Origin of the sequence: Marinospirillum minutulum DSM 6287 (genome assembly GCF_000422325.1) — a bacterium.
Classification (GTDB): Bacteria; Pseudomonadota; Gammaproteobacteria; order Pseudomonadales; family Halomonadaceae; genus Marinospirillum; species Marinospirillum minutulum.
The window spans coordinates 250,106-270,534 of sequence record NZ_AULO01000010.1 but is presented as its reverse complement, the minus strand read 5'-3'; the positions used below and the strand labels follow the sequence as shown (position 1 = coordinate 270,534).

Here is a 20,429-nt window from a genome sequence, read left to right as displayed (position 1 = left end):
TGAGGTAGATCATGGCTGGTACACCTGTAGAGTATATTAAGCATCACCTGCAAAACATGACTTATGGGCAGCACCCTGAGTTAGGTTGGAAGATGGCAGAAACAGCACAAGAAGCTGCAGATATGGGCTTTATGGCTATTCACCTTGATACCATGGCTTGGTCGATTGGTATGGGGTTGGTGTTTTTGTTTTTATTCCGCATGGCTGCTAAAAAAGCAACTTCCGGTGTGCCTGGCGGCTTACAAAACTTTGTCGAAGTTTGTGTTGAGTTTGTTGACGGTCTTGTTAAAGAAACCTTTCACGGTAAAAACGCACTAATTGCCCCCCTAGCTTTAACCATTTTTGTCTGGATTTTCTTAATGAACAGCCTTAAATGGCTACCCGTAGACTGGATTCCTAGCTTGGCACAGGCAATGGGTGCTGAATACTTCAAAATTGTACCTACCGCTGATCCAAATGCGACCTTTGGTATGTCGATTGGCGTATTTATCCTAATTCTGTTTTACAGCATAAAAATGAAGGGCGTTGGTGGCTTTGCTAAAGAACTTTCATTAACACCCTTTAACCACTGGTTACTTATACCTGTGAACTTGGTTTTAGAGTTAATTGGTCTATTCACTAAGCCAGTAAGTTTAGCCTTGCGTTTGTTTGGTAACATGTACGCAGGTGAAGTTGTCTTTATTTTGATTGCTCTTATGTACGGTGCAGGCCTATTTATGGGCGCACTTGGCATTAGTTTGCAGTGGTTGTGGGCAGTGTTCCACGTACTCGTAATTCCCTTGCAGGCGTTTATCTTCATGGTGTTAACTGTAGTTTATCTCAGTGCAGCACACGAAGAGCATTAACCAGTAACCAGCCAACTTGCCGTAAGGCAGGTTGGTGAGTTTTAGTAGTAAAAACCTTAACCCACCTTTAATCAACCTTAGTAACCTTAGGAGTAACTCATGGAACTCGTATACATTGCAGCCGCTATTATGATTGGTATGGGTGCACTGGGCACTGGCATTGGCTTCGCACTTTTAGGTGGCAAGCTGCTGGAATCCACTGCACGTCAGCCTGAGCTTGGCGGACAGCTACAAGTAAAAACCTTCCTAATGGCTGGTCTACTTGATGCTATTCCAATGATCGGTGTTGGTATGGCGATGTACCTGATTTTTGTTGTTGCTGGTTAAGACGAAGTGCTAGGGCGTTAGTCTGCTAACACCCTATATCACTTTTCGAAACCTTAAATAATGACAAAAGGTGTATCGCAATGAATATGAATATGACTCTTTTGGGTCAATCTATTTCCTTCGCGCTCTTTGTCTGGTTTTGCATGAAGTATATATGGCCGTTTATTACAACTGCCATGCGCGAACGCCAGAAAAAGATTGCTGAAGGCTTAGATTCAGCAAGTCGTGCACAGCGTGATTTAGAGCTAGCACAAGAAAAGGCGACTCAACTTTTGCGTGAAGCGAAAGAACAGTCTGCCCAAATTCTGGAACAGACTAATAAGCGTGCCAGTCTGTTGATCGAAGAAGCCAAAGAACAGGCTCGTGCTGAAGGTGTAAGACTAGTAGAAGCTGCTAAAGCTGAAATTAGTCAAGAAATTAACCGTGCTAAGGATGATTTACGCGCTCAAATGTCTGATTTAATTATTCAAGGCACAGAGCAAATCCTAGAAAGCTCGGTTGATGCAAAAGCACACAGCAAGTTGATCGGCAAACTTGCCGAACAGCTCTAAGCGAGGTGTCTATGGCAGATTACAACACGCTCGCTAGGCCCTATGCGAAGGCCGCTTTTGAGTATGCGTTGAGTGAAGGCAAGCTAAGTGAATGGTCCGCTATGTTAGGACTAGTTGCTGAAGCTGCTACAAATAAAGAAGTAGCACAATTTTTACTCAATCCCTCGCTAAACAGTGATGCAAAAGCAGAACTCCTGCTCGAAATTTGCCAAGCAAAAATCGATGATCAGAGTCGTAACTTTATCAAGCTGTTAAGTGAAAAAAGCCGTTTACCATTAATTCCAGTCATTGCTGGAATGTATGAGGCCTTTAAGGCCGAGCAGGAAAAGTCTGTTGAAGCATTAGTCACTTCTGCTTTTGAAATAGAAAGTGAGCAGCAGCAACTGCTAGTAGATGCATTACGCAAGCGTTTAAACCGTGAGGTAACACTCAAGGTAGAAATAGACAAGCGACTCATTGGCGGTGTAGTTATTCGCACCGGTGACCTGGTGATAGATGGCTCGATTCGCGGAAAAATCGCGAAACTGGCCGAGTCATTGAAATCCTGATTTTGAGGGACAAGGCATGCAGCAACTGAATCCATCCGAGATCAGTGACATTATCAAGAAGCGCATCGGTAACTTGGATGTCACTTCGAACGCCCAAAACGAGGGCACCATAGTAAGCGTTGCTGATGGTATCGTGAAAATTCACGGTCTTGGCGATGTTATGTATGGCGAGATGATTGAATTTGAACAGGGCGCCTTTGGTATGGCCCTGAACTTGGAGCGCGACTCCGTAGGTGTGGTAGTACTGGGCGATTACCTTGGCTTAGCTGAAGGTCAAACCGCTCGTTGTACTGGCCGTATTCTAGAAGTACCTGTGGGTGATGAACTCCTAGGTCGTGTAGTCGATGCACTAGGTAATCCTATCGATGGTAAAGGCCCCATCGAAGCAAAAGAAACAGACGCAGTTGAAAAAGTAGCACCGGGTGTTATTTGGCGTAAAAGTGTAGATGAGCCTCTACAAACAGGTTACAAGGCTATAGATGCCATGGTTCCTGTGGGTCGTGGTCAGCGTGAGCTGATTATCGGTGACCGTCAAATCGGTAAAACAGCCATTGCAGTTGATGCCATCATCAACCAAAAAAATACCGGTGTTAAGTGTGTTTACGTAGCTGTTGGTCAGAAGCAATCAACCATTGCTAACGTAGTACGCAAACTTGAAGAGCACGGTGCTTTAGCACACACAATTATTGTTGTTGCCTCTGCCTCTGAAGCAGCTGCACTACAATTTATTGCGCCCTACTCAGGTTGCACCATGGGTGAGTATTTCCGCGATCGCGGTCAAGATGCCCTAATCGTTTATGATGATTTAACCAAGCAAGCTTGGGCTTATCGTCAAATTTCACTCTTGCTTAAGCGCCCACCTGGCCGAGAAGCCTACCCTGGTGACGTTTTCTACTTACACTCTCGCTTACTAGAGCGTGCTTCACGTGTTAGTGAAGAGTATGTAGAACAGTTCACTAAAGGTGCCGTTAAAGGTCAGACAGGTTCTTTAACTGCTCTACCTATTATCGAAACCCAAGGTGGTGACGTATCTGCTTTCGTACCAACTAACGTAATCTCCATTACCGATGGTCAGATTTTCGTAGAGACTAACCTGTTTAACTCAGGTATTCGTCCTGCGATGAACGCCGGTGTATCGGTTTCTCGTGTTGGTGGTGCAGCGCAAACTAAAATCATTAAGAAACTGGGCGGTGGTATTAGTCTAGCTTTAGCTCAATTCCGTGAGCTAGAAGCTTTCTCTCAGTTTGCTTCTGATTTAGATGAAGCGACACGTAAGCAGCTAGAACATGGTCAGCGTGTTACTGAACTGATGAAACAAGATCAGTACAGCCCGATGACTATTGCACAAATGGGTATTTCCCTATTTGCTGCAGAAAACAATTTCTTAGATGACGTTGAAGTTCGTAAAGTACTGCCTTTCGAAAAAGCTTTACATGCCTATATGGCAAGCGAGCATGCAGACTTGATCGATCAGATCAACGAAAGCGGCGATTACTCTAAAGATATTGAAGCGGCCCTCAAATCTGCTGTAGAGCAGTTTAAGGCAACCCAGTCCTGGTAAGTTGCTTAGAGTTGGCTGATTTTATTCAACCAACTCAAGCACTTGTTGGCTAAGAAGGCGAAAGCGTATGGCAGTCGGTAAAGAGATCCGCTCCCAAATAGGGAGCATAAAGAATACGCAGAAAATCACCAGCGCTATGCAAATGGTAGCTGCGTCGAAGATGCGTAAAGCTCAGGATCGCATGGCAGCCAGCCACCCTTATGCCACGCAGATCAGAAACGTGGTCAGTCATCTTGCTGATGCTACACCTGAGTACCGTCATGTATATATGCAAGAACGTGACGTAAAAAGGGTAGGTTTTATTGTTATTTCATCCGATCGTGGTCTTTGTGGTGGTTTGAACATTAACTTGTTCAAAGCAGCTGTTAAAGAAATTGTTGAATGGAAAGACAAGGGCGCAGAAGTAGATATTTGTGCTATCGGCAGTAAGGCTGGCAGTTTCTTCCGCCGTTATGGTGGAAGTCTGGTGGCTGCCAAGAGCGGGCTGGGTGACACTCCTAGTGCTAGTGAGCTAGTGGGTAGTGTTAAAGTCATGCTGGATGCCTATGAAGAAGGCAGAATTGATAGGCTTTACGTGGTTTATAATGAATTTATTAATACCATGTCTCAAAAGCCATTGGTCCGGCAGCTGTTACCCCTGGAAGCTGAAGCAGAACAGGAAAGTGACAAGAGTAAGGTAGCCGGTTGGGATTACCTTTATGAGCCAGACCCAAGAATCCTTTTGGATACTTTGTTGGTCAGGTACATAGAATCTCAGGTTTACCAAGCTGTAGTCGAAAACATTGCTTGTGAGCAGTCTGCGCGTATGGTTGCAATGAAAAGTGCAACAGATAATGCGGGTGACTTTATTGATGAGTTACAGCTTATTTACAACAAAGCGCGTCAGGCAGCAATCACACAAGAAATCGCCGAAATTGTTGGCGGAGCTGCAGCGATCTGATGAGTGCTTCTATTTTTTCAATAGAAGTTAAAAGGGTAGCAGATTTTATTTGCAGGTTTGAGAGGAACCAAGATGAGTAGCGGACATATCGTACAGATCATCGGTGCCGTTATCGACGTAGAATTTGATCGGGCAGACGTACCCAAAGTGTACGACGCCCTGACAGTCGACGGCAGCGAAATGATACTCGAAGTTCAGCAACAGCTCGGTGATGGTATCGTGCGTTGCATTGCAATGGGTTCCACCGAAGGTCTAAAACGTGGCCTGGTGGCAAATAACACTAATGAACCAATTCAAGTTCCTGTGGGCGTTAAAACCCTAGGACGCATCATGGATGTTCTAGGCCGTCCTATCGACGAAGCCGGTCCGATTGGTGAAGAAGAGCGTTGGGGTATTCACCGTAAAGCACCTTCCTATGATGAACAATCTAGCTCGGTTGAACTGCTAGAAACGGGCATCAAAGTAATCGACCTAGTTTGCCCCTTTGCTAAGGCTGGTAAAGTGGGTCTGTTTGGTGGTGCCGGTGTAGGTAAAACAGTAAACATGATGGAGCTTATTCGTAACATTGCGATAGAGCACTCAGGTTTCTCTGTATTTGCTGGTGTTGGTGAGCGTACTCGTGAAGGTAACGACTTCTATCACGAGATGAAAGATTCCAACGTACTCGACAAAGTATCTTTGGTTTATGGTCAGATGAACGAACCACCAGGCAACCGTCTGCGTGTAGCGTTAACTGGCTTAACCATGGCTGAGAAATTCCGTGACGAAGGCCGTGATGTTCTCTTCTTTGTAGACAACATCTACCGTTATACCCTAGCCGGTACAGAAGTATCTGCACTCTTAGGTCGTATGCCTTCTGCGGTTGGTTACCAGCCTACACTAGCTGAAGAAATGGGTGTTTTGCAGGAGCGTATTACTTCTACAAAAACAGGTTCTATCACCTCGGTACAGGCCGTTTACGTACCTGCCGATGACTTAACTGACCCTTCTCCAGCAACCACCTTCTCTCACTTGGATGCTACCGTTGTACTGTCTCGTGATATCGCCTCGCTAGGTATTTACCCAGCAGTTGATCCTCTAGACTCTACTTCGCGCCAGCTAGATCCGCTAGTAGTAGGTGTTGAGCACTATACAGCTGCTCGTGGTGTGCAAACGGTTCTACAGCGTTATAAAGAACTAAAAGACATCATCGCCATTCTGGGTATGGATGAGCTTTCAGAAGAAGATAAGCTATCAGTATCACGCGCTCGTAAAATTCAGCGTTTTCTGTCACAGCCCTTCTTCGTTGCAGAAGTATTTACCGGTTCACCTGGTAAGTACGTTTCTCTGAAAGATACTATCCGTGGTTTCCAGGGTATTTTGGACGGTGATTACGATCATCTGCCCGAACAGGCTTTCTACATGGTTGGCTCTATCGAAGAAGCAGTCGAAAAAGCTAAGGGTATGAAGTAAGTTTGACGGGATAACCCAAGGGGGATACCCATGGCGATGACAATGCATTGCAATGTTGTCAGTGCTGAAAAAAAACTGTTTGATGGCCGAATTGAGTTTCTTGTGGCCTCAGGTGTAATGGGTGAGCTGGGCATTTTGCCTGGCCACGCTCCACTATTATCTGAGCTAAAACCAGGAACCATTAAGCTAACCAAACAGGGCGGTGCTGAAGAGCTAATTTATGTTTCTAGTGGTTTTTTAGAAGTACAGTCTTCAACAGTTACTGTTTTGGCAGATTCTGCTGAACGTGCTGTAAACCTAGATGAAGCTGCTGCTAAAGAAGCCTTAGAAGCTGCTAGACGCGCTGTTGACAATGAAAGTGTTGAATTGAGTTATGAGCAGGCTGCTGCTCAGCTCCGCACTATTCAGCTACTGAAAGGTATACGTAATAAGTAAGTAACTCTACTTATTATTAGCGTTAGGTGCAGTTTACTGCACAGTCAGAAAAGGCGGCTTTGGTCGCCTTTTCTGCTTTTGACTGTTAACTATTTAAAGCAGGAGAAGGCAGCTGATGACCGAACCCAATGAAACTAAACCGCTAGAGCTTAACCTTGCCAGTGAATTACCTCTGCCAAGTGATGTAAGTTGGCGGTTTGCACAAGCTAATCTACAGCCTGTCGATGTTGCTGATCAATTAACTGCTTTATTAACAGCAGAAGAAATTGCTGCCTGTTTAGACTTGTTACCCCTAGTACGCCGCACCGAAATTTTTGATTACCTACCCGAGGGTATACAAGAAGAAGTTGCTGCTGTTTTTAGTTTAGATTCTTTAATGGAGTTATTAGAAGAACTCCCCTCAGATAGTGCCGCTGATTTATTTAATCTTCTTACTCCAGACCAGCAAGCTGATTTACTAAGAGACCTTCCAGCCCGTAATCGTGCCACTCTAGAGCACCTTTCCCGTTACCCTGTTGGTACTGCGGGTGCTTTAATGACCTCTGAAATATCGCTATTACCGACGGGTATTACTGTTCAGAGAGCGTTAGAAATTTTGCGACGGACAGCTGCAGGCTCAGAAACCATTTACCATACCTATATTGTTGACCCACGCCACAGGCTTGTTGGTGTGGTTTCTTTGCGTGAGTTAATTCTTGCACCACCTAAAGCTAGTTTAGACAAACTAATGACAGAAGAACTGGTCACTATTTTGCCAGACCAGCATCAACAGGAAGCCGCTAGACTGGTAAGCCGCTATGACTTATTAGCCCTGCCTGTCGTCGATGAAAGTCAGCGCTTGCTTGGCATCATTACTTATGATGATGCAATGGATGTTGTGGAAGAAGAAGACACAGAAGATATTCACTTAAGTGCTAGTGTTGCGCCTTTAGAAGAAGGTTTATTACGTACCAGTCTAGTTAACCTCTACCGCAGCCGTGTGATGTGGTTAATTTTACTTATTTTTGCCAACTTGGTTTCTGGTGTAGGCATTACTTTTTTTGAAGACACCATCTCAGCTAAGGTTGCCTTGGTGTTCTTCTTACCCTTGCTTATTGGGAGTGGTGGTAATGCAGGAGCGCAAGCTTCTACACTAATGGTGCGTGGTTTAGCGGTAGGTGATGTGGGTTTAGGTGACTGGACAAGACTTCTAGGTCGAGAACTTTTAGTTGCTGGTGCCCTAGGCTTAACCATGGCAATTGCTGTGTCGCCTATAGGAATGTTTCGTGGTGGTACAGATATAGCTCTAGTTGTTGGTTTAAGCATGGTTGTTATAGTGTTGTTCGGAAGTTTATTAGGTATGAGCCTACCTTTCTTGCTTCATCGTTTAAAATGGGACCCCGCAACAGCTTCTACTCCGCTGGTTACTACCCTAGCAGACGCAGGAGGCGTAGTTACTTATTTTGCTTTAGCTACCTGGTTGCTAGGTTTGCATTAATTTTGTGCTAACTATTTGTTGTTACAGTAAAAGAGAAAATACATGTTTAGAAAACTCAACCTATGTTTAAAGCTAAGCCTCCTAGTACTTTTATTCAGCTTAGCGGCCTGTACAGAAGAGACAACAAAGCAACCAGTACGCCTACAAGGGCAAATTTTTGGAAGCTTTTGGCTAGCAACCCTGCCAGATGAATGGACGCCAGAGCAGATTAAAGTATTACAAGAAGGTATCCAAGGCGAGCTAGATAAGGTGGATCTTGCTATGTCTACCTATAAACCAGAATCAGAGCTAAATCGGTTTAATCAAGCACCACTGAATGAGTGGGTTGAAATTTCTGCCCCCCTTTTTGAAGTGTTTAGTATCAGCCAATCAGTTGCTCAGGCTAGCCAAGGTGCTTTTGATGTAACGCTTGGTGGTTTAGTTAATCTATGGAGCTTTGGGCCAGAAGCCAGACCCGAGGCTATTCCTAGCAGCAATTTACTTGAAGAACGCTTAGCTGAAACAGGTTACAAATACCTAGAGCTAGATGCCGAGCAACAGGCTGCCCGACGCCTTACCAATAGTTTTGTTGACTTATCAGGTGTAGCTAAGGGCTATGCGGTCGATAAAGTTGCCCAGTGGTTAGGTGAACAGGGTGTTAGTAACTTTCTAGTCAATGTAGGTGGCGAAATAATAGTTGCTGGTTACAGAGCTGAACAACAGCCTTGGCGAGTCGGTATAGAAGTACCCGATGGAAGCCAACAAACTGCCCACCATATTTTACAAGTAACCAACGAATCAGTTGCCACTTCAGGTGATTACCGTAATTTTTATGAACTAGATGGTCAGCGTATGTCGCACACCATTAACCCTAAAACAGGTTGGCCAATTGCACATAATTTAGCCTCAGTTACTGTTATCCATCCTAGTAATGCCGTTGCAGATGCTTGGGCTACCGCTTTTATGGTGTTGGGAACTGAAGCCAGTTTGAATTTAGCAAACCGTGAAAATATTAAGGTGCTGTTAATAAGTAAAAATAAGGATACTTGGCAAACTCAAGTATCTAATAGTTTAGCGCAAACCTTGGGTGAAGAATTAACCAAAAAAATTCTCCGTTAAGCTGGTTTTGTTGTTTAGGAAAAAAACATGATAAGTGACGAGCAGGTAGCTAGTTTACATAAAGCCATGGCAGAAGATGACACGCTGGTACTTGAGCAGCTGGTCATAGATATTCAGCCAGCTGATTTAGCTGAATTTGTTCGTCGACAAACACCTGAGTTGGGTCTAAAGCTTTTAACCTACCTACGCTTAGAAGAACGCGCAGATGTTTTTGGTTATCTAGACGTTGCCAGTCAGTGTGGTTTAGCTGAGGAAATGACAGAAAAAGGTTTGTCCCAGCTTTTTGTTCATATGAACTCAGATGAACGAGCTGACTTTTTTAATGGTTTATCTGAAATAAAACGGCAAAGTATCTTAAGGCACTTAGCAAAAGAAGAGCGAGAAGATATACGCCGTTTAGCAAGTTATGAAGAAGGCACGACTGGCTCAGTTATGTCGAGTGATTATGTCACCGTTGTTGCAGGAACTAACGTTGCTCAAGCCCTAGAAGTTGTACGTCATACTGCGCCTAATGCAGAAACCATCTATCAAATATTTATACTGAATGAAGACCATCAGCTAGTAGGTGGAATATCTTTAAGGCAGTTAATTCTAGCCAAACCAGATGCTCAGGTTGATAGGGTAATGACCAAAGAGCTGGTTAGCATAAATGCTGCTGAACCAAGAGAAGAAGCAGCAAGATTAATTAGCCGCTATGATTTATTAGCTTTACCCGCAGTTGATGATAAGCAGTGCCTTGTTGGCATAGTGACTTACGATGATGCTATGGATGTAGCAGAAGCAGAAGCTACGGAAGATATGCATAAGGGTGCATCTATTGGCCCATCCGATGAAGGTTTTGGGCAGGCCACTATTCGTAACCTCTATAGTCGCCGAGTTAACTGGTTAGTGCTTTTAGTATTTGCCAATATTCTTTCTGGCGCGGGCATAGCCTTTTATGAAGAAATGATAGAAGCCTATGTGGTGCTAGTATTCTTTTTACCCTTGTTGGTTGCTAGTGGTGGCAATGCAGGATCACAAGCCTCTACCCTAATGATTCGTGGTCTAGCCACAGGTGATATAGGCATTAAAGACTGGGGCAGGTTATTAATACGCGAGTTAATTGTCGCTTCCTTTTTAGGTTTAACCATGGCACTTGCCATCGTGGGTATAGGTTTTTGGCGTGGTGGTATAGAAATAGCTCAAGTAGTCGCTTACAGCATGGTGCTTATTGTACTGGTCGGCAGTTTAATTGGTTTAACCCTGCCTTTTTTACTGCTTAAAGTAGGCTGGGATCCAGCAACTGCAAGCGGCCCCTTAGTAACCTCGATTGCTGATATTATAGGCGTACTTATTTACTTTGCTATTGCCACCTCTGTCTTAGCCTTTTAATTAAAATCATTTTTGTGGAGTTGTTATGACGCTTGAAGTTGTGATTCTAGCTGCTGGTCAGGGAACAAGAATGCGCTCATCCCTACCAAAAGTGCTTCACCCTATTGCTGGCAAGCCTATGGTTGGCCATGTGGTTGACACTGTTCGTAGTTTAAAGGCTAGTGGTATTTACCTAGTGGTAGGTCATGGTGCAGATAAAGTACGTGCATCCTTAGCTGCAGATGATGTGGCCTTTGTAGAACAACTTGAACAACTAGGCACTGGTCATGCGGTGACTCAAGCCTTGCCTAAGCTAAGTGAAAACAGCCAAGTGCTAATTCTTTATGGTGATGTGCCACTCATCAAAGCCGCTACCCTAGAAAAACTCTTAGTTCATGCCACAGCAACTAGCCTAGGTTTGCTAACCGTTAAGTTAGATAACCCCAGCGGCTATGGTCGGATTATTCGTGATGAACAACAAAAGGTAGCGGCAATAGTTGAACAAAAAGATGCCAATGAGCAGCAGCTAGCCGTGCAAGAAATAAATACCGGCATTCTAGCGGTTACCAGCAAGCAACTAAATCGTTGGCTACCCCAGCTTTCTAACAATAATGCACAGGGCGAATATTATTTAACCGACATTATTGCTATGGCTTATCAAGAAGGCACGCTAATAGAAACCGTACAGCCAGCTTCTACCGCTGAGGTGGAAGGGGTTAATAATCGCTTACAGCTAGCAGAATTAGAAAGGGTTTATCAACTAGAGCAAGCCGATAAGTTAATGACCGCTGGAGTCAGCCTAGCCGACCCAGCCCGTTTAGATGTGCGCGGTGAACTAAGTACCGCCCGTGATGTTTTTATAGACGTAGGCTGTATTTTTGAAGGCCAAGTTGAACTAGCCGAAGGGGTAGAGGTTGGCCCTTATAGTATTCTAAAAAATGCCCGTTTAGGTCCAGGCGTTAAGCTAGCGGCTTTTAGTCATTTAGAAGATGTAACACTGGATGGCGACAACCAAGTTGGCCCTTTTGCTCGTTTACGTCCTGGAACCCACCTAGAAACAGGTGCCAAAATTGGTAACTTTGTTGAGACCAAAAAAACGCAGGTGGGGCAGGGCGCTAAAATTAACCACCTAAGTTATATAGGTGATGCAGATGTAGGTGCTAATGCCAATATTGGTGCTGGCACAATTACCTGTAACTATGATGGTGTGAATAAACACTTCACTAAAATTGGTGCTGGTGCTTTTATTGGCTCTAATAGCAGCCTAGTTGCACCAGTAGAAATAGGAGCAGGAGCCACCGTGGGTGCAGGATCAACCATTACTCGTAAAGTTGATGATAATGCACTTGCAGTGACCCGAGCCAAACAATTACAAAAAGCTAACTGGCCTAAACCGGTTAAAAAATAGGAAAACTACTATGTGCGGTATTGTTGGTGCAGTGGCTGAACGTAATGTCAGCGCCATTTTATTAGAAGGTTTGAAGCGTTTAGAGTACCGAGGCTATGATTCGGCTGGTTTGGCAATCATTAACACGGAAAAAAAGTTACAGCGTTGCCGTGCCCAAGGCAAAGTTATTGAAGTTGAAAACAAATTGTTGGCTAACCCCCTCTTAGGTCATTTGGGTGTGGCACACACCCGCTGGGCAACCCACGGCAAGCCAAGTGAAAATAATGCTCACCCCCACCTTTCTAGTGATGAGTTGGCCTTAGTACATAACGGCATTATTGAAAACCACGAACCCTTAAGAAAGCAGTTACAAGCGGCAGGTTATCAATTTACTTCAGAAACAGACACTGAAGTGGTGGCGCACTTGGTTCACCAAATTTATCAGCAAACCCAAGACTTGACCGAAGCCGTTAGACAAACCATTGCTCAACTAGAGGGTGCTTATGCTTTGGCGGTTATTCATCAACAACACCCAAATGAACTGGTTTGCGCCCGAAAAGGCAGTCCGCTGGTTATAGGTGTGGGCATAGGCGAAACCTTCTGTGCTTCAGATCCTCTAGCCTTGTTGCAAGTAACCGACCGCTTTATTTACCTAGAAGAAGGCGACCTTGCCACCCTAACTTTAACCGAACAGCGCATTATTAATCAGCAGGGCGAAAAAATTGAACGCCCAATCCTGCAATGGGAACACGGCAACCAAGCAGCAGAAAAAGGCGAATACCGCCACTTTATGCTGAAAGAAATTTATGAACAGCCTGCCGTTATTGCTGCCACGCTAGAAGGCCGTATCTCCGACAGCCGAGTTTTGCCACAGGCTTTGGGCGCAGTGGCTATGGAATTATTGCCCAAGGTTAAACAGGTGCAAATTATCGCCTGCGGTACAAGTTACCATGCTGGCATGGTGGCGCGTTATTGGATAGAACGCCTAGCTGGTTTGCCCTGCCAAGTGGAAGTGGCTAGCGAATACCGTTACCGCGATGTGGTGGTTGCCGAAAACTGCTTGTTTGTAACCATTTCCCAATCGGGCGAAACCGCCGATACCCTTGCAGCGTTACGCTTTGCTAAAAACGCTGGCTATTTAGGCTCGCTGGCCATTTGTAATGCGCCAGGTTCTTCGTTGGTGCGCGAGTCTGATCTAAGCCTTATGACCCAAGCCGGTCCAGAAATTGGCGTGGCTTCAACCAAAGCTTTCACTACTCAGCTAACCGCCTTGCTGTTGTTAACCTTGTCTTTGCGCCGTGCCCACCTGCCCGATCCACAAGCAAAAGATGCAGTGGAAGCTGAGTTGGTTCAGGCCTTGCGTTCTTTGCCACGTATTGCAGAAGCAAGCTTACAGCTAGACAAGCAAATAGAAGTGATGGCACAAGATTTTGCCGAGAAAAACCATGCCTTATTCCTAGGCCGTGGTAGCCATTACCCCATTGCGCTTGAAGGCGCATTAAAGCTAAAAGAGATTTCTTACATTCATGCCGAGGCCTACCCAGCCGGTGAGTTAAAGCATGGTCCTTTAGCTTTAGTAGATGACACTATGCCAGTCATTGCAGTGGCACCTAAAGACGACCTAGTTGAAAAGCTAAAATCTAACCTGCAAGAAGTGCGAGCGCGGGGCGGTGAACTGTTTGTATTTGCCGACCCAGATAGTTTCTTAGAGCTAGAAGAAGGCATGAAGGTTATCCACCTTCCTGCTATACATGATGTATTGGCTCCTATTATTTACACCCTGCCCTTACAGTTGCTTTCTTATCATGTAGCTGTACTTAAAGGCACCGACGTAGACCAGCCGCGTAACTTGGCTAAGTCTGTTACTGTTGAATAGTTTGTAGATTAGATAAACCGCTTAAAATTTTGGAGTTCTTGTGTCTCAGTTAAAAATTGCCACGCGTCGTAGTCCTTTAGCCTTGTGGCAGGCGGAACACGTTAAAGCCCGTTTAGAAGCTTTGCACCCTAATTTAGAAGTGGTGTTGGTTCCCATTAAAACGCAGGGCGATATTATTTTAAACACGCCCTTGTCAAAAATTGGCGGCAAAGGTTTGTTTGTTAAAGAGCTAGAAGCCTGCATGTTAAATGGCGAAGCCGACATAGCCGTGCATTCCATGAAAGATGTACCTATGGAATTTCCAGAAGGTTTGATGCTTGGTCCCATTTTAGAACGCCATGCACCTACCGATGCTTTTGTATCAAATAAGTATGATTCCTTTGATGCTATGCCAGCCGGCAGTATTGTAGGTACTTCTAGCCTGCGCCGCAGTTGCCAAATTTTGGCTAACCGCCCCGATTTAAAAGTGGAATGGCTGCGCGGTAATATTCAAACTCGTATGGGCAAGCTAGATGCTGGTGATTACGATGCTATTTTATTAGCTACTTCTGGCCTGCAACGCATGGGCTTGGGTGAGCGAGTGCGCTTAGACATTCCAGCCGAAATTTCTTTACCGGCTTGTGGTCAGGGTGCTTTAGGCATAGAACTGCGAGAAGACGACGAACGCTGCGCTGCTTTGGTTGCACCTTTAAACGATGTACCTTCTGCTACTTGCGTGTTGGCAGAAAGAGCCATGAACACTCGCTTGCAAGGCGGTTGTCAGGTGCCAATTGGTGGCTATGCTATTTTAGAAGGCGATCAGCTGTGGCTACGTGCGCTAGTGGGCGAACCGGAAGGAACGCTTATTTTACGTGCTGAAGCTAAAGGCCCAGCCAGTGACCCTGTTGCTTTAGGAATTAAAGTAGCCGAAGACCTTTTATCTCAGGGTGCAGGTGAAATTTTGTCTAAAGTTTATGGTTTTAAGGTAGATTAAACTTTGCCCATTAAAATATTAACCACCCGCCCTGAAGCCATGGCAGAGCGGTTGGTTTTGCCCCTGCAAGCGGCAGGCTACCAAGTGAACAATGTGCCTTTATTGGCGATTGAACCGCTGACTTTGCAAGCCCAACAAAAACAGTGGTTAATGGATTTAGACCTGTTTCAGCGTGTGGTGGTTATTAGCCCTAGTGCTGCCGATGTTTTGTTAGAACTATTAGAAGACTTTTGGCCGCAGTGGCCGGTAGGTGTGAACTGGTACACAGTAGGTCAAGGGACTAAACTCAGGTTAGCGCAAGCAGGCATTGAAGCCGTTTGTCCTGAACAAGGCGATAAAAGCGAAGACCTATTATTGCACCCAGAATTACACCAGCTAGCCGGTGAAAAAGCCTTATTAGTTAAAGGGCTAGGTGGGCGAGATTTATTGTATGACAGCCTAACCGCCCGAGGTGCTAAAGTCAGTGTGTTGCCGCTTTATGAACGAGTAAAACCTAAGTTAAACCCGCAACAGGTTGAAGAGTTATTAGCCGGGAGCCACCAAGTTTTAGTCGTGACCAGTGGCGATGCTTTAGCCCAATATTTAGCTTTTGTAAAAACTAGGTTCACTGATTCACCAAGACTAGAAGAACAGCTGAATCGCTGCTGGTTATTAGTACCTAGTTACCGAATAGAACAACAAGCACGAGAAATGGGTTTTAACCGAGTTGTTAATACAGATGGTGCAGGGTCAGAAGCTATTTTAGCCGCAATTAAGGCTTTAGCTTTATAAATTAAAGAGCTAGGCATTTAAGAGGAAAGGTTATGTCTGCGAAGCAATCAGCAAACGAAAATAACAAACAGACGGCAGAACCGGCTGACAAAAAAGAAGCTGAGCAAACTAAAGCGACATCCAGTGCTAAGCAAGCCACATCACCGCAAAAAACGCCCTCCACTGCTGCCACCCTTAAAAAACCTGCAAAAAATAAAATCTGGCTAGTAACAACGGGGTTATTTGTTTTGGTGTTAACTGCCCTTGCTGCAACGGCTTTGCTTGGTTGGCATGGTTATCAACAACTAATACAACTAGAGCAACAGCTAGCAGACAGACCAACAAAACAAGCATTACAAGCACCTTTAAAAAGCTTAACAGCTATAGGTGATATACAAGATCGCCAGCTCTACCTTCAGAGAAGTTTTGAAAATCAACAGCTTCATTTGACTGATATACAACAATCGTTAGCCAAGTCGAGTGAACCTAAGCCGCATGATTGGTTATTGGCAGAAGTTGAATACCTGTTGCGCTTAGCTAATCAACGCTTACAACTTGAAGAAGATATTGAAGGTGCTTTAACACTACTGACAACGGCTGATCAGCGTTTAAAACAAGCTAATGTACCCGGCACTTTAGGCGTACGCAGTGATTTATTAGAAGACATAGAAGAACTTAAAGCCTTGCCTAAAATTGATAGGGTTTCTATAGCGCTAGGCTTACAAAAATTAGCAGATCAAGCATTAGTATTAAAGGTTCAGCCTCTCCCAGAAGCCCCCTCACTTAATCTAGCTAAGGCTAGTGAAATTGCAGCAGAACTTACTTGGTACCAATACCTATGGCAAGAAGTTAAGAACCTAATTGTGGTGCGCCAACGTGAGCTACCCCTAGAAGCCCTGCCCTTTACAGCCGAAGAGCTAGAGCTGCGTCATCAACTCAGCTCACTCTTGCTTCAAGCGTCTTGGGCAGCACTAAGAGGCGAACAGCAGCTTTATGAAACGAGTATGGCGGGTGCGCAGAAGCGTTTAGAAGGCTTTGATACTAACCAACCAGCAACCCAAACCTTTAATACCCAACTACACGCTTTGATAGCACAAAAAGTACAGCAAAAACTACCAGAAACCGAAACCAGCCTAGCTAGTTTGCAAGCCTTTATTGTTCAGCGTTATAGCTTAAAACTACCGGTTTCACCTGAAGAAGCCCCCTCAGAAACAATGAAACAAGAGGTGCAGCCATGATTAAGCGCGTCTTTTTATGGTTGTTTTTTCTTGCTGCTGCGGTGCTAGTAGGGCAGCAACTATTAAAAGGTACAGGTTATTTTTTACTGGTATTGCCCGACGGAAAAACCAGTATAGAAATGTCTTTTTGGACAGCCTTGGTACTAGTGGTTATTAGTTGGTGGGTTGCTGCTTGGCTATTACACTTTCTAGGCTGGTTGGTTCACCCTTTGCGTGGTTTAAAAGATAGGCATTTGCGCTTTAAAAACCAACGGGCACTTAAACTAACAGTAAAAGGATTAGTTGAATTAGCGCAAGGGCGTTGGCGTAGAGCAAGAAAACTGCTTTCTAAGTCGGCTAAATATAGTGGTGCACCCCTAATAAACTACCTAGCGGCTGCTCAAGCTGCTCATTATGAAGGCAAGAATGCAGACGTTGAAACCTTTCTAAAAGAAGCAGAAAAATCAACACCTTCTGCTGGCATAGCAATAGATTTTTTGCAGGCTCGAATTCAGCTAGATCAAGGTCACTATGAACAAGCCTTAGCTACCCTGGTTCGTTTACATGAAAAAGTGCCTAGTCACCCAGTGGTATTGCGCCAACTAAGAGATGTACACCTAGCCTTGGCTGACTGGAAACCCCTTATACAGCTTTTACCAGAGTTACGTCGTCATCAAATTGGCTCATTAGAAGAATTAAATCAGCTAGAAAGGCAGGTCTATTTACGTAGGTTAGATGAGCTATTAAGGGATGTGCGCCTTGCCGATAACTTTATGGCAGTCAAAGATTTATGGGAAGGCTTGCCCTCAAGAATGAAACTCGAAGACGAGCTAATACTGGCTTGGCTAAAGGTATTGATTAAGCAGGGAGAGCTAGGTTTAGCTGAACAGTTACTTAATCGAAGTTTAAAAGATACCTGGTCGGCTAAGCTTGTAGAACACTATGGTTTGTTACCTAAAGAAGCTGAGCCTAAACGACGCCTATTAGAGGCAGAACAATGGTTAAAAGAACGACCGAATGACCCAGTACTACTTCATGCGCTCGCTAGAATTAGCCAACAGCAAGCCTTGTGGGGAAAAGCGTTAGAGTACTATCAGGCGAGCTACCAGTTGGAAGTTAAAGATCAGCTTTGTGCAGAAATGTCGCAACTTTACCTCGCTTTGGGTGAAGAGCGTAAAGCAGATTTCTTTCAAAAGCTTGCTATGCAAGGCTTGCAGAGACAGCTACCCACCTTACCCTTACCAACAAAGAAATAAATACGAATTATTCTCAAAAAAAGACTTGCCAAAGATAATGAGACTGATTATCATTAATTAACAGGTCGAGAGATCTCTAAGCCTGAAAGAATTTAAGCTTTTAGCTGTGCGGTAGGTTCCCGCTCTTTTCAGGTTCTCCTCATCATCAAGCGAGTCTTTGCCACCCCTCCCCCAGGGTGGCTTTTTTTTACTTAGTTAATCATCTTGCAAGGTAAACTTACTAGCTGCTTTGTCAAAAATATTAGAGCCAGAAGAGTCACCCGCACTGTCACTACCCAACTTAATCATTAGACGTAAATCATTGGGTGAGTCAGCATGTAATAAGGCTTCCTGCTCACTCACTAAACCTTGGTTGAATAAATCAAATAAAGCCTGATCAAAGGTTTGCATACCTAAGTCACGTGATTTTTTCATTAGGTTTTTTAATTGATGAATTTCACCTTTACGAATAATGTCTGAAACCAAGGGTGTATTAAGCAATATTTCTATCGCTGCTCTGCGCCCCTTGCCATCAGGCGTAGGTACTAGCTGTTGAGCAATAATACCCCTTAGGTTAAGTGATAAATCCATAAAAATTTGTGGGTGGCGTTCGGTTGGAAAAAAGTGAATAACCCTTTCCAGTGCTTGGTCAGCATTATTGGCATGAAGCGTGGCTAAACAAAGGTGGCCAGTTTCAGCAAAAGCGAGTGCATACTCCATGGTTTCTCGATTACGCACTTCACCTATCATAATAACGTCAGGTGCTTGGCGTAGTGTATTTTTAAGTGCCACTTCAAAGCTTTCTGTATCTATTCCAACTTCTCGTTGAGTAACAATGCACTGCTTATGTTGGTGAATAAACTCAATTGGGTCTTCAATACTAATAATGTGGCCACGTGAGTTTTCATTACGGTATTGAATCATTGAAGCCAAAGAGGTGGATTTACCTGTACCTGTTGCACCAACAAAAAGAATCAAGCCCCGCTTAGTCATGGCAAGGTCTTTAATGATTTCCGGTAGATTAAGTGCATCTAGCTGCGGAATATCAAATTCAATACGGCGAAGAACCATACCCGCTTGGTTACGTTGATAAAAAGCACTGACCCTAAAGCGACCTATACCAGCCGCACTAATGGCAAAGTTACACTCTTTTTTGGCACGAAACTCTTCTCGTTGTTCTTGATTCATTATGCCAAGAACCAGTTCTCGTGCCTGATCTGCGGATAGCTTTTGATCAACTAAGGCTTCTAGTTGCCCGTCAACTTTCATTGAGGGTGCCATGCCAGTAGTAATAAATAAGTCAGAGCCTTTGCGCTCTGCCATCGTTTTTAAAAAGTCAGTAAATTTCATAGGTTAAAAGCTTTCGGGTTGTTTGGCTTTTTCACGTGCGGCTTCTTTTGTTATTAGCCCCTTAGAAACCAGCTGTTTAAGTGACTGATCCATGGTTTGCATACCGTGGACTGCACCCGTTTGAATAGCCGAGTACATTTGAGCAATTTTATCTTCTCTAATAAGGTTACGAATAGCAGGTGTGCCTATCATTATTTCGTGAGCGGCAATACGCCCACCCCCTTCTTTTTTTAGCAGCATCTGTGATACCACGCCTTGCAAAGATTCCGACAACATGGAGCGCACCATGGATTTTTCTTCCGCAGGGAAAACATCCACAATACGGTCAATGGTTTTGGCTGCACCCGTGGTGTGTAGCGTGCCAAAAACAGTGTGACCGGTTTCTGCTGCTGTTAAGGCTAGGCGAATGGTTTCTAAGTCGCGTAGTTCACCCACAAGAATAATGTCTGGGTCTTCTCTTAAAGCTGAGCGCAGTGCTTCAGAAAAGCCAAGGGTGTCGCGGTGGACTTCACGCTGATTAACTAGGCACTTTTTAGATTCATGCACAAACTCTATAGGGTCTTCAATGGTAAGGATGTGAGCATTTTTACGTTCATTAACGTAATCTATCATGGCGGCAAGGGTGGTCGATTTACCAGAACCCGTTGGACCAGTAACCAGCACCAAACCACGCTGCAACATAGCAAGGTTACGAAACACATCACCCATGCCTAGTTCATCGAGTGTGAGCACTTGCGATGGAATTAAACGGAAAACAGCACCTGCGCCACGGTTATGGTTAAATGCATTAACCCTAAAGCGAGCCAGACCAGGCAACTCAAAAGAAAAGTCGACTTCTAAAAACTCTTCGTAGTCACGTCGTTGCTTGTCATTCATTATGTCATAAACTAAAGCATGAACTTCCTTATGACTCATGGCCGGAACATTGACACGACGTATATCGCCATCGACTCGAATCATCGGGGGAAGATCTGCAGAAAGGTGCAGATCAGAAGCCTTCTGTTTTGCGCAAAAGGCGAGTAATTCTGTAATATCCATTCACAACCCTTGAAAAAAG

Annotated in this window: 19 protein-coding genes; 17 read left to right on the top strand and 2 right to left on the bottom strand. The window is 44.5% G+C overall.

The annotated features are described in order from the left end of the window. The first annotated feature begins 11 nt into the window (after positions 1–11). The 17 genes from atpB (at position 12) to H571_RS0104760 (ending at position 18,043) form a co-directional block, all read left to right on the top strand. Positions 12–845, top strand: coding sequence for a F0F1 ATP synthase subunit A (gene atpB / locus H571_RS0104840; RefSeq protein ID WP_027848326.1), 834 nt, complete (start codon positions 12–14; stop codon positions 843–845). 99 nt (positions 846–944) lie between these two features. After that, positions 945–1,172, top strand: a complete 228-nt coding sequence (gene atpE, locus H571_RS0104835) for a F0F1 ATP synthase subunit C (RefSeq protein WP_027848325.1) — start codon at positions 945–947, stop codon at positions 1,170–1,172. An 80-nt stretch (positions 1,173–1,252) separates the two neighbouring features. Further along, positions 1,253–1,723: a F0F1 ATP synthase subunit B gene (locus H571_RS0104830; RefSeq protein WP_027848324.1), complete on the top strand. Its 471-nt coding sequence runs from the start codon at positions 1,253–1,255 to the stop codon at positions 1,721–1,723. 11 nt (positions 1,724–1,734) lie between these two features. Further along, positions 1,735–2,271: a F0F1 ATP synthase subunit delta gene (locus H571_RS0104825; RefSeq protein WP_027848323.1), complete on the top strand. Its 537-nt coding sequence runs from the start codon at positions 1,735–1,737 to the stop codon at positions 2,269–2,271. Between the two features lie 16 nt (positions 2,272–2,287). Beyond that, positions 2,288–3,832, top strand: coding sequence for a F0F1 ATP synthase subunit alpha (atpA, locus tag H571_RS0104820; RefSeq protein ID WP_027848322.1), 1,545 nt, complete (start codon positions 2,288–2,290; stop codon positions 3,830–3,832). A 67-nt stretch (positions 3,833–3,899) separates the two neighbouring features. Next, complete coding sequence (atpG, locus tag H571_RS0104815) at positions 3,900–4,772, top strand: F0F1 ATP synthase subunit gamma (RefSeq protein ID WP_027848321.1); 873 nt, start codon at positions 3,900–3,902, stop codon at positions 4,770–4,772. A gap of 72 nt (positions 4,773–4,844) precedes the next feature. Then, positions 4,845–6,224 carry a F0F1 ATP synthase subunit beta gene (atpD, locus tag H571_RS0104810; protein WP_027848320.1) on the top strand — a complete coding sequence of 460 codons (1,380 nt, stop codon included), beginning with the start codon at positions 4,845–4,847 and terminating at the stop codon, positions 6,222–6,224. A gap of 30 nt (positions 6,225–6,254) precedes the next feature. Beyond that, the gene (locus H571_RS0104805; RefSeq protein WP_027848319.1) at positions 6,255–6,659 is read left to right on the top strand and encodes a F0F1 ATP synthase subunit epsilon; all 405 of its coding nucleotides are present in this window, start codon (positions 6,255–6,257) and stop codon (positions 6,657–6,659) included. Positions 6,660–6,774: 115 nt separating this feature from the next. Next, the gene (gene mgtE, locus H571_RS0104800; RefSeq protein ID WP_027848318.1) at positions 6,775–8,136 is read left to right on the top strand and encodes a magnesium transporter; all 1,362 of its coding nucleotides are present in this window, start codon (positions 6,775–6,777) and stop codon (positions 8,134–8,136) included. A 42-nt stretch (positions 8,137–8,178) separates the two neighbouring features. After that, on the top strand, positions 8,179–9,234 hold the full coding sequence (locus tag H571_RS0104795; RefSeq protein WP_027848317.1) for an FAD:protein FMN transferase: 1,056 nt from the start codon (positions 8,179–8,181) through the stop codon (positions 9,232–9,234). A gap of 27 nt (positions 9,235–9,261) precedes the next feature. Then, complete coding sequence (gene mgtE / locus H571_RS0104790) at positions 9,262–10,605, top strand: magnesium transporter (protein WP_027848316.1); 1,344 nt, start codon at positions 9,262–9,264, stop codon at positions 10,603–10,605. Between the two features lie 25 nt (positions 10,606–10,630). Then, positions 10,631–11,992, top strand: coding sequence for a bifunctional UDP-N-acetylglucosamine diphosphorylase/glucosamine-1-phosphate N-acetyltransferase GlmU (gene glmU / locus H571_RS0104785; RefSeq protein ID WP_027848315.1), 1,362 nt, complete (start codon positions 10,631–10,633; stop codon positions 11,990–11,992). A gap of 10 nt (positions 11,993–12,002) precedes the next feature. Next, positions 12,003–13,847 carry a glutamine--fructose-6-phosphate transaminase (isomerizing) gene (glmS, locus tag H571_RS0104780; RefSeq protein WP_027848314.1) on the top strand — a complete coding sequence of 615 codons (1,845 nt, stop codon included), beginning with the start codon at positions 12,003–12,005 and terminating at the stop codon, positions 13,845–13,847. A 40-nt stretch (positions 13,848–13,887) separates the two neighbouring features. Then, positions 13,888–14,820, top strand: coding sequence for a hydroxymethylbilane synthase (gene hemC, locus H571_RS0104775; RefSeq protein WP_027848313.1), 933 nt, complete (start codon positions 13,888–13,890; stop codon positions 14,818–14,820). 3 nt (positions 14,821–14,823) lie between these two features. Beyond that, positions 14,824–15,591 (top strand): uroporphyrinogen-III synthase, encoded by a 768-nt coding sequence (locus tag H571_RS14250; RefSeq protein ID WP_051168153.1) that lies wholly within the window; start codon positions 14,824–14,826, stop codon positions 15,589–15,591. Positions 15,592–15,623: 32 nt separating this feature from the next. After that, positions 15,624–16,808 (top strand): uroporphyrinogen-III C-methyltransferase, encoded by a 1,185-nt coding sequence (locus tag H571_RS0104765; protein WP_027848312.1) that lies wholly within the window; start codon positions 15,624–15,626, stop codon positions 16,806–16,808. Then, on the top strand, positions 16,805–18,043 hold the full coding sequence (locus tag H571_RS0104760; protein WP_027848311.1) for a heme biosynthesis protein HemY: 1,239 nt from the start codon (positions 16,805–16,807) through the stop codon (positions 18,041–18,043). Before H571_RS0104765 ends, H571_RS0104760 begins: the two co-directional genes overlap by 4 nt. Before the next feature lie 195 nt (positions 18,044–18,238). On the opposite strand, the gene H571_RS0104755 is transcribed toward H571_RS0104760, so the two are convergent. Continuing rightward, complete coding sequence (locus H571_RS0104755; RefSeq protein ID WP_027848310.1) at positions 18,239–19,372, bottom strand: PilT/PilU family type 4a pilus ATPase; 1,134 nt, start codon at positions 19,370–19,372, stop codon at positions 18,239–18,241. Between the two features lie 3 nt (positions 19,373–19,375). Then, entirely contained in the window at positions 19,376–20,410 is a 1,035-nt protein-coding gene (locus tag H571_RS0104750; protein ID WP_027848309.1) for a type IV pilus twitching motility protein PilT, read from the bottom strand. Between the last annotated feature and the right edge of the window lie 19 nt (positions 20,411–20,429).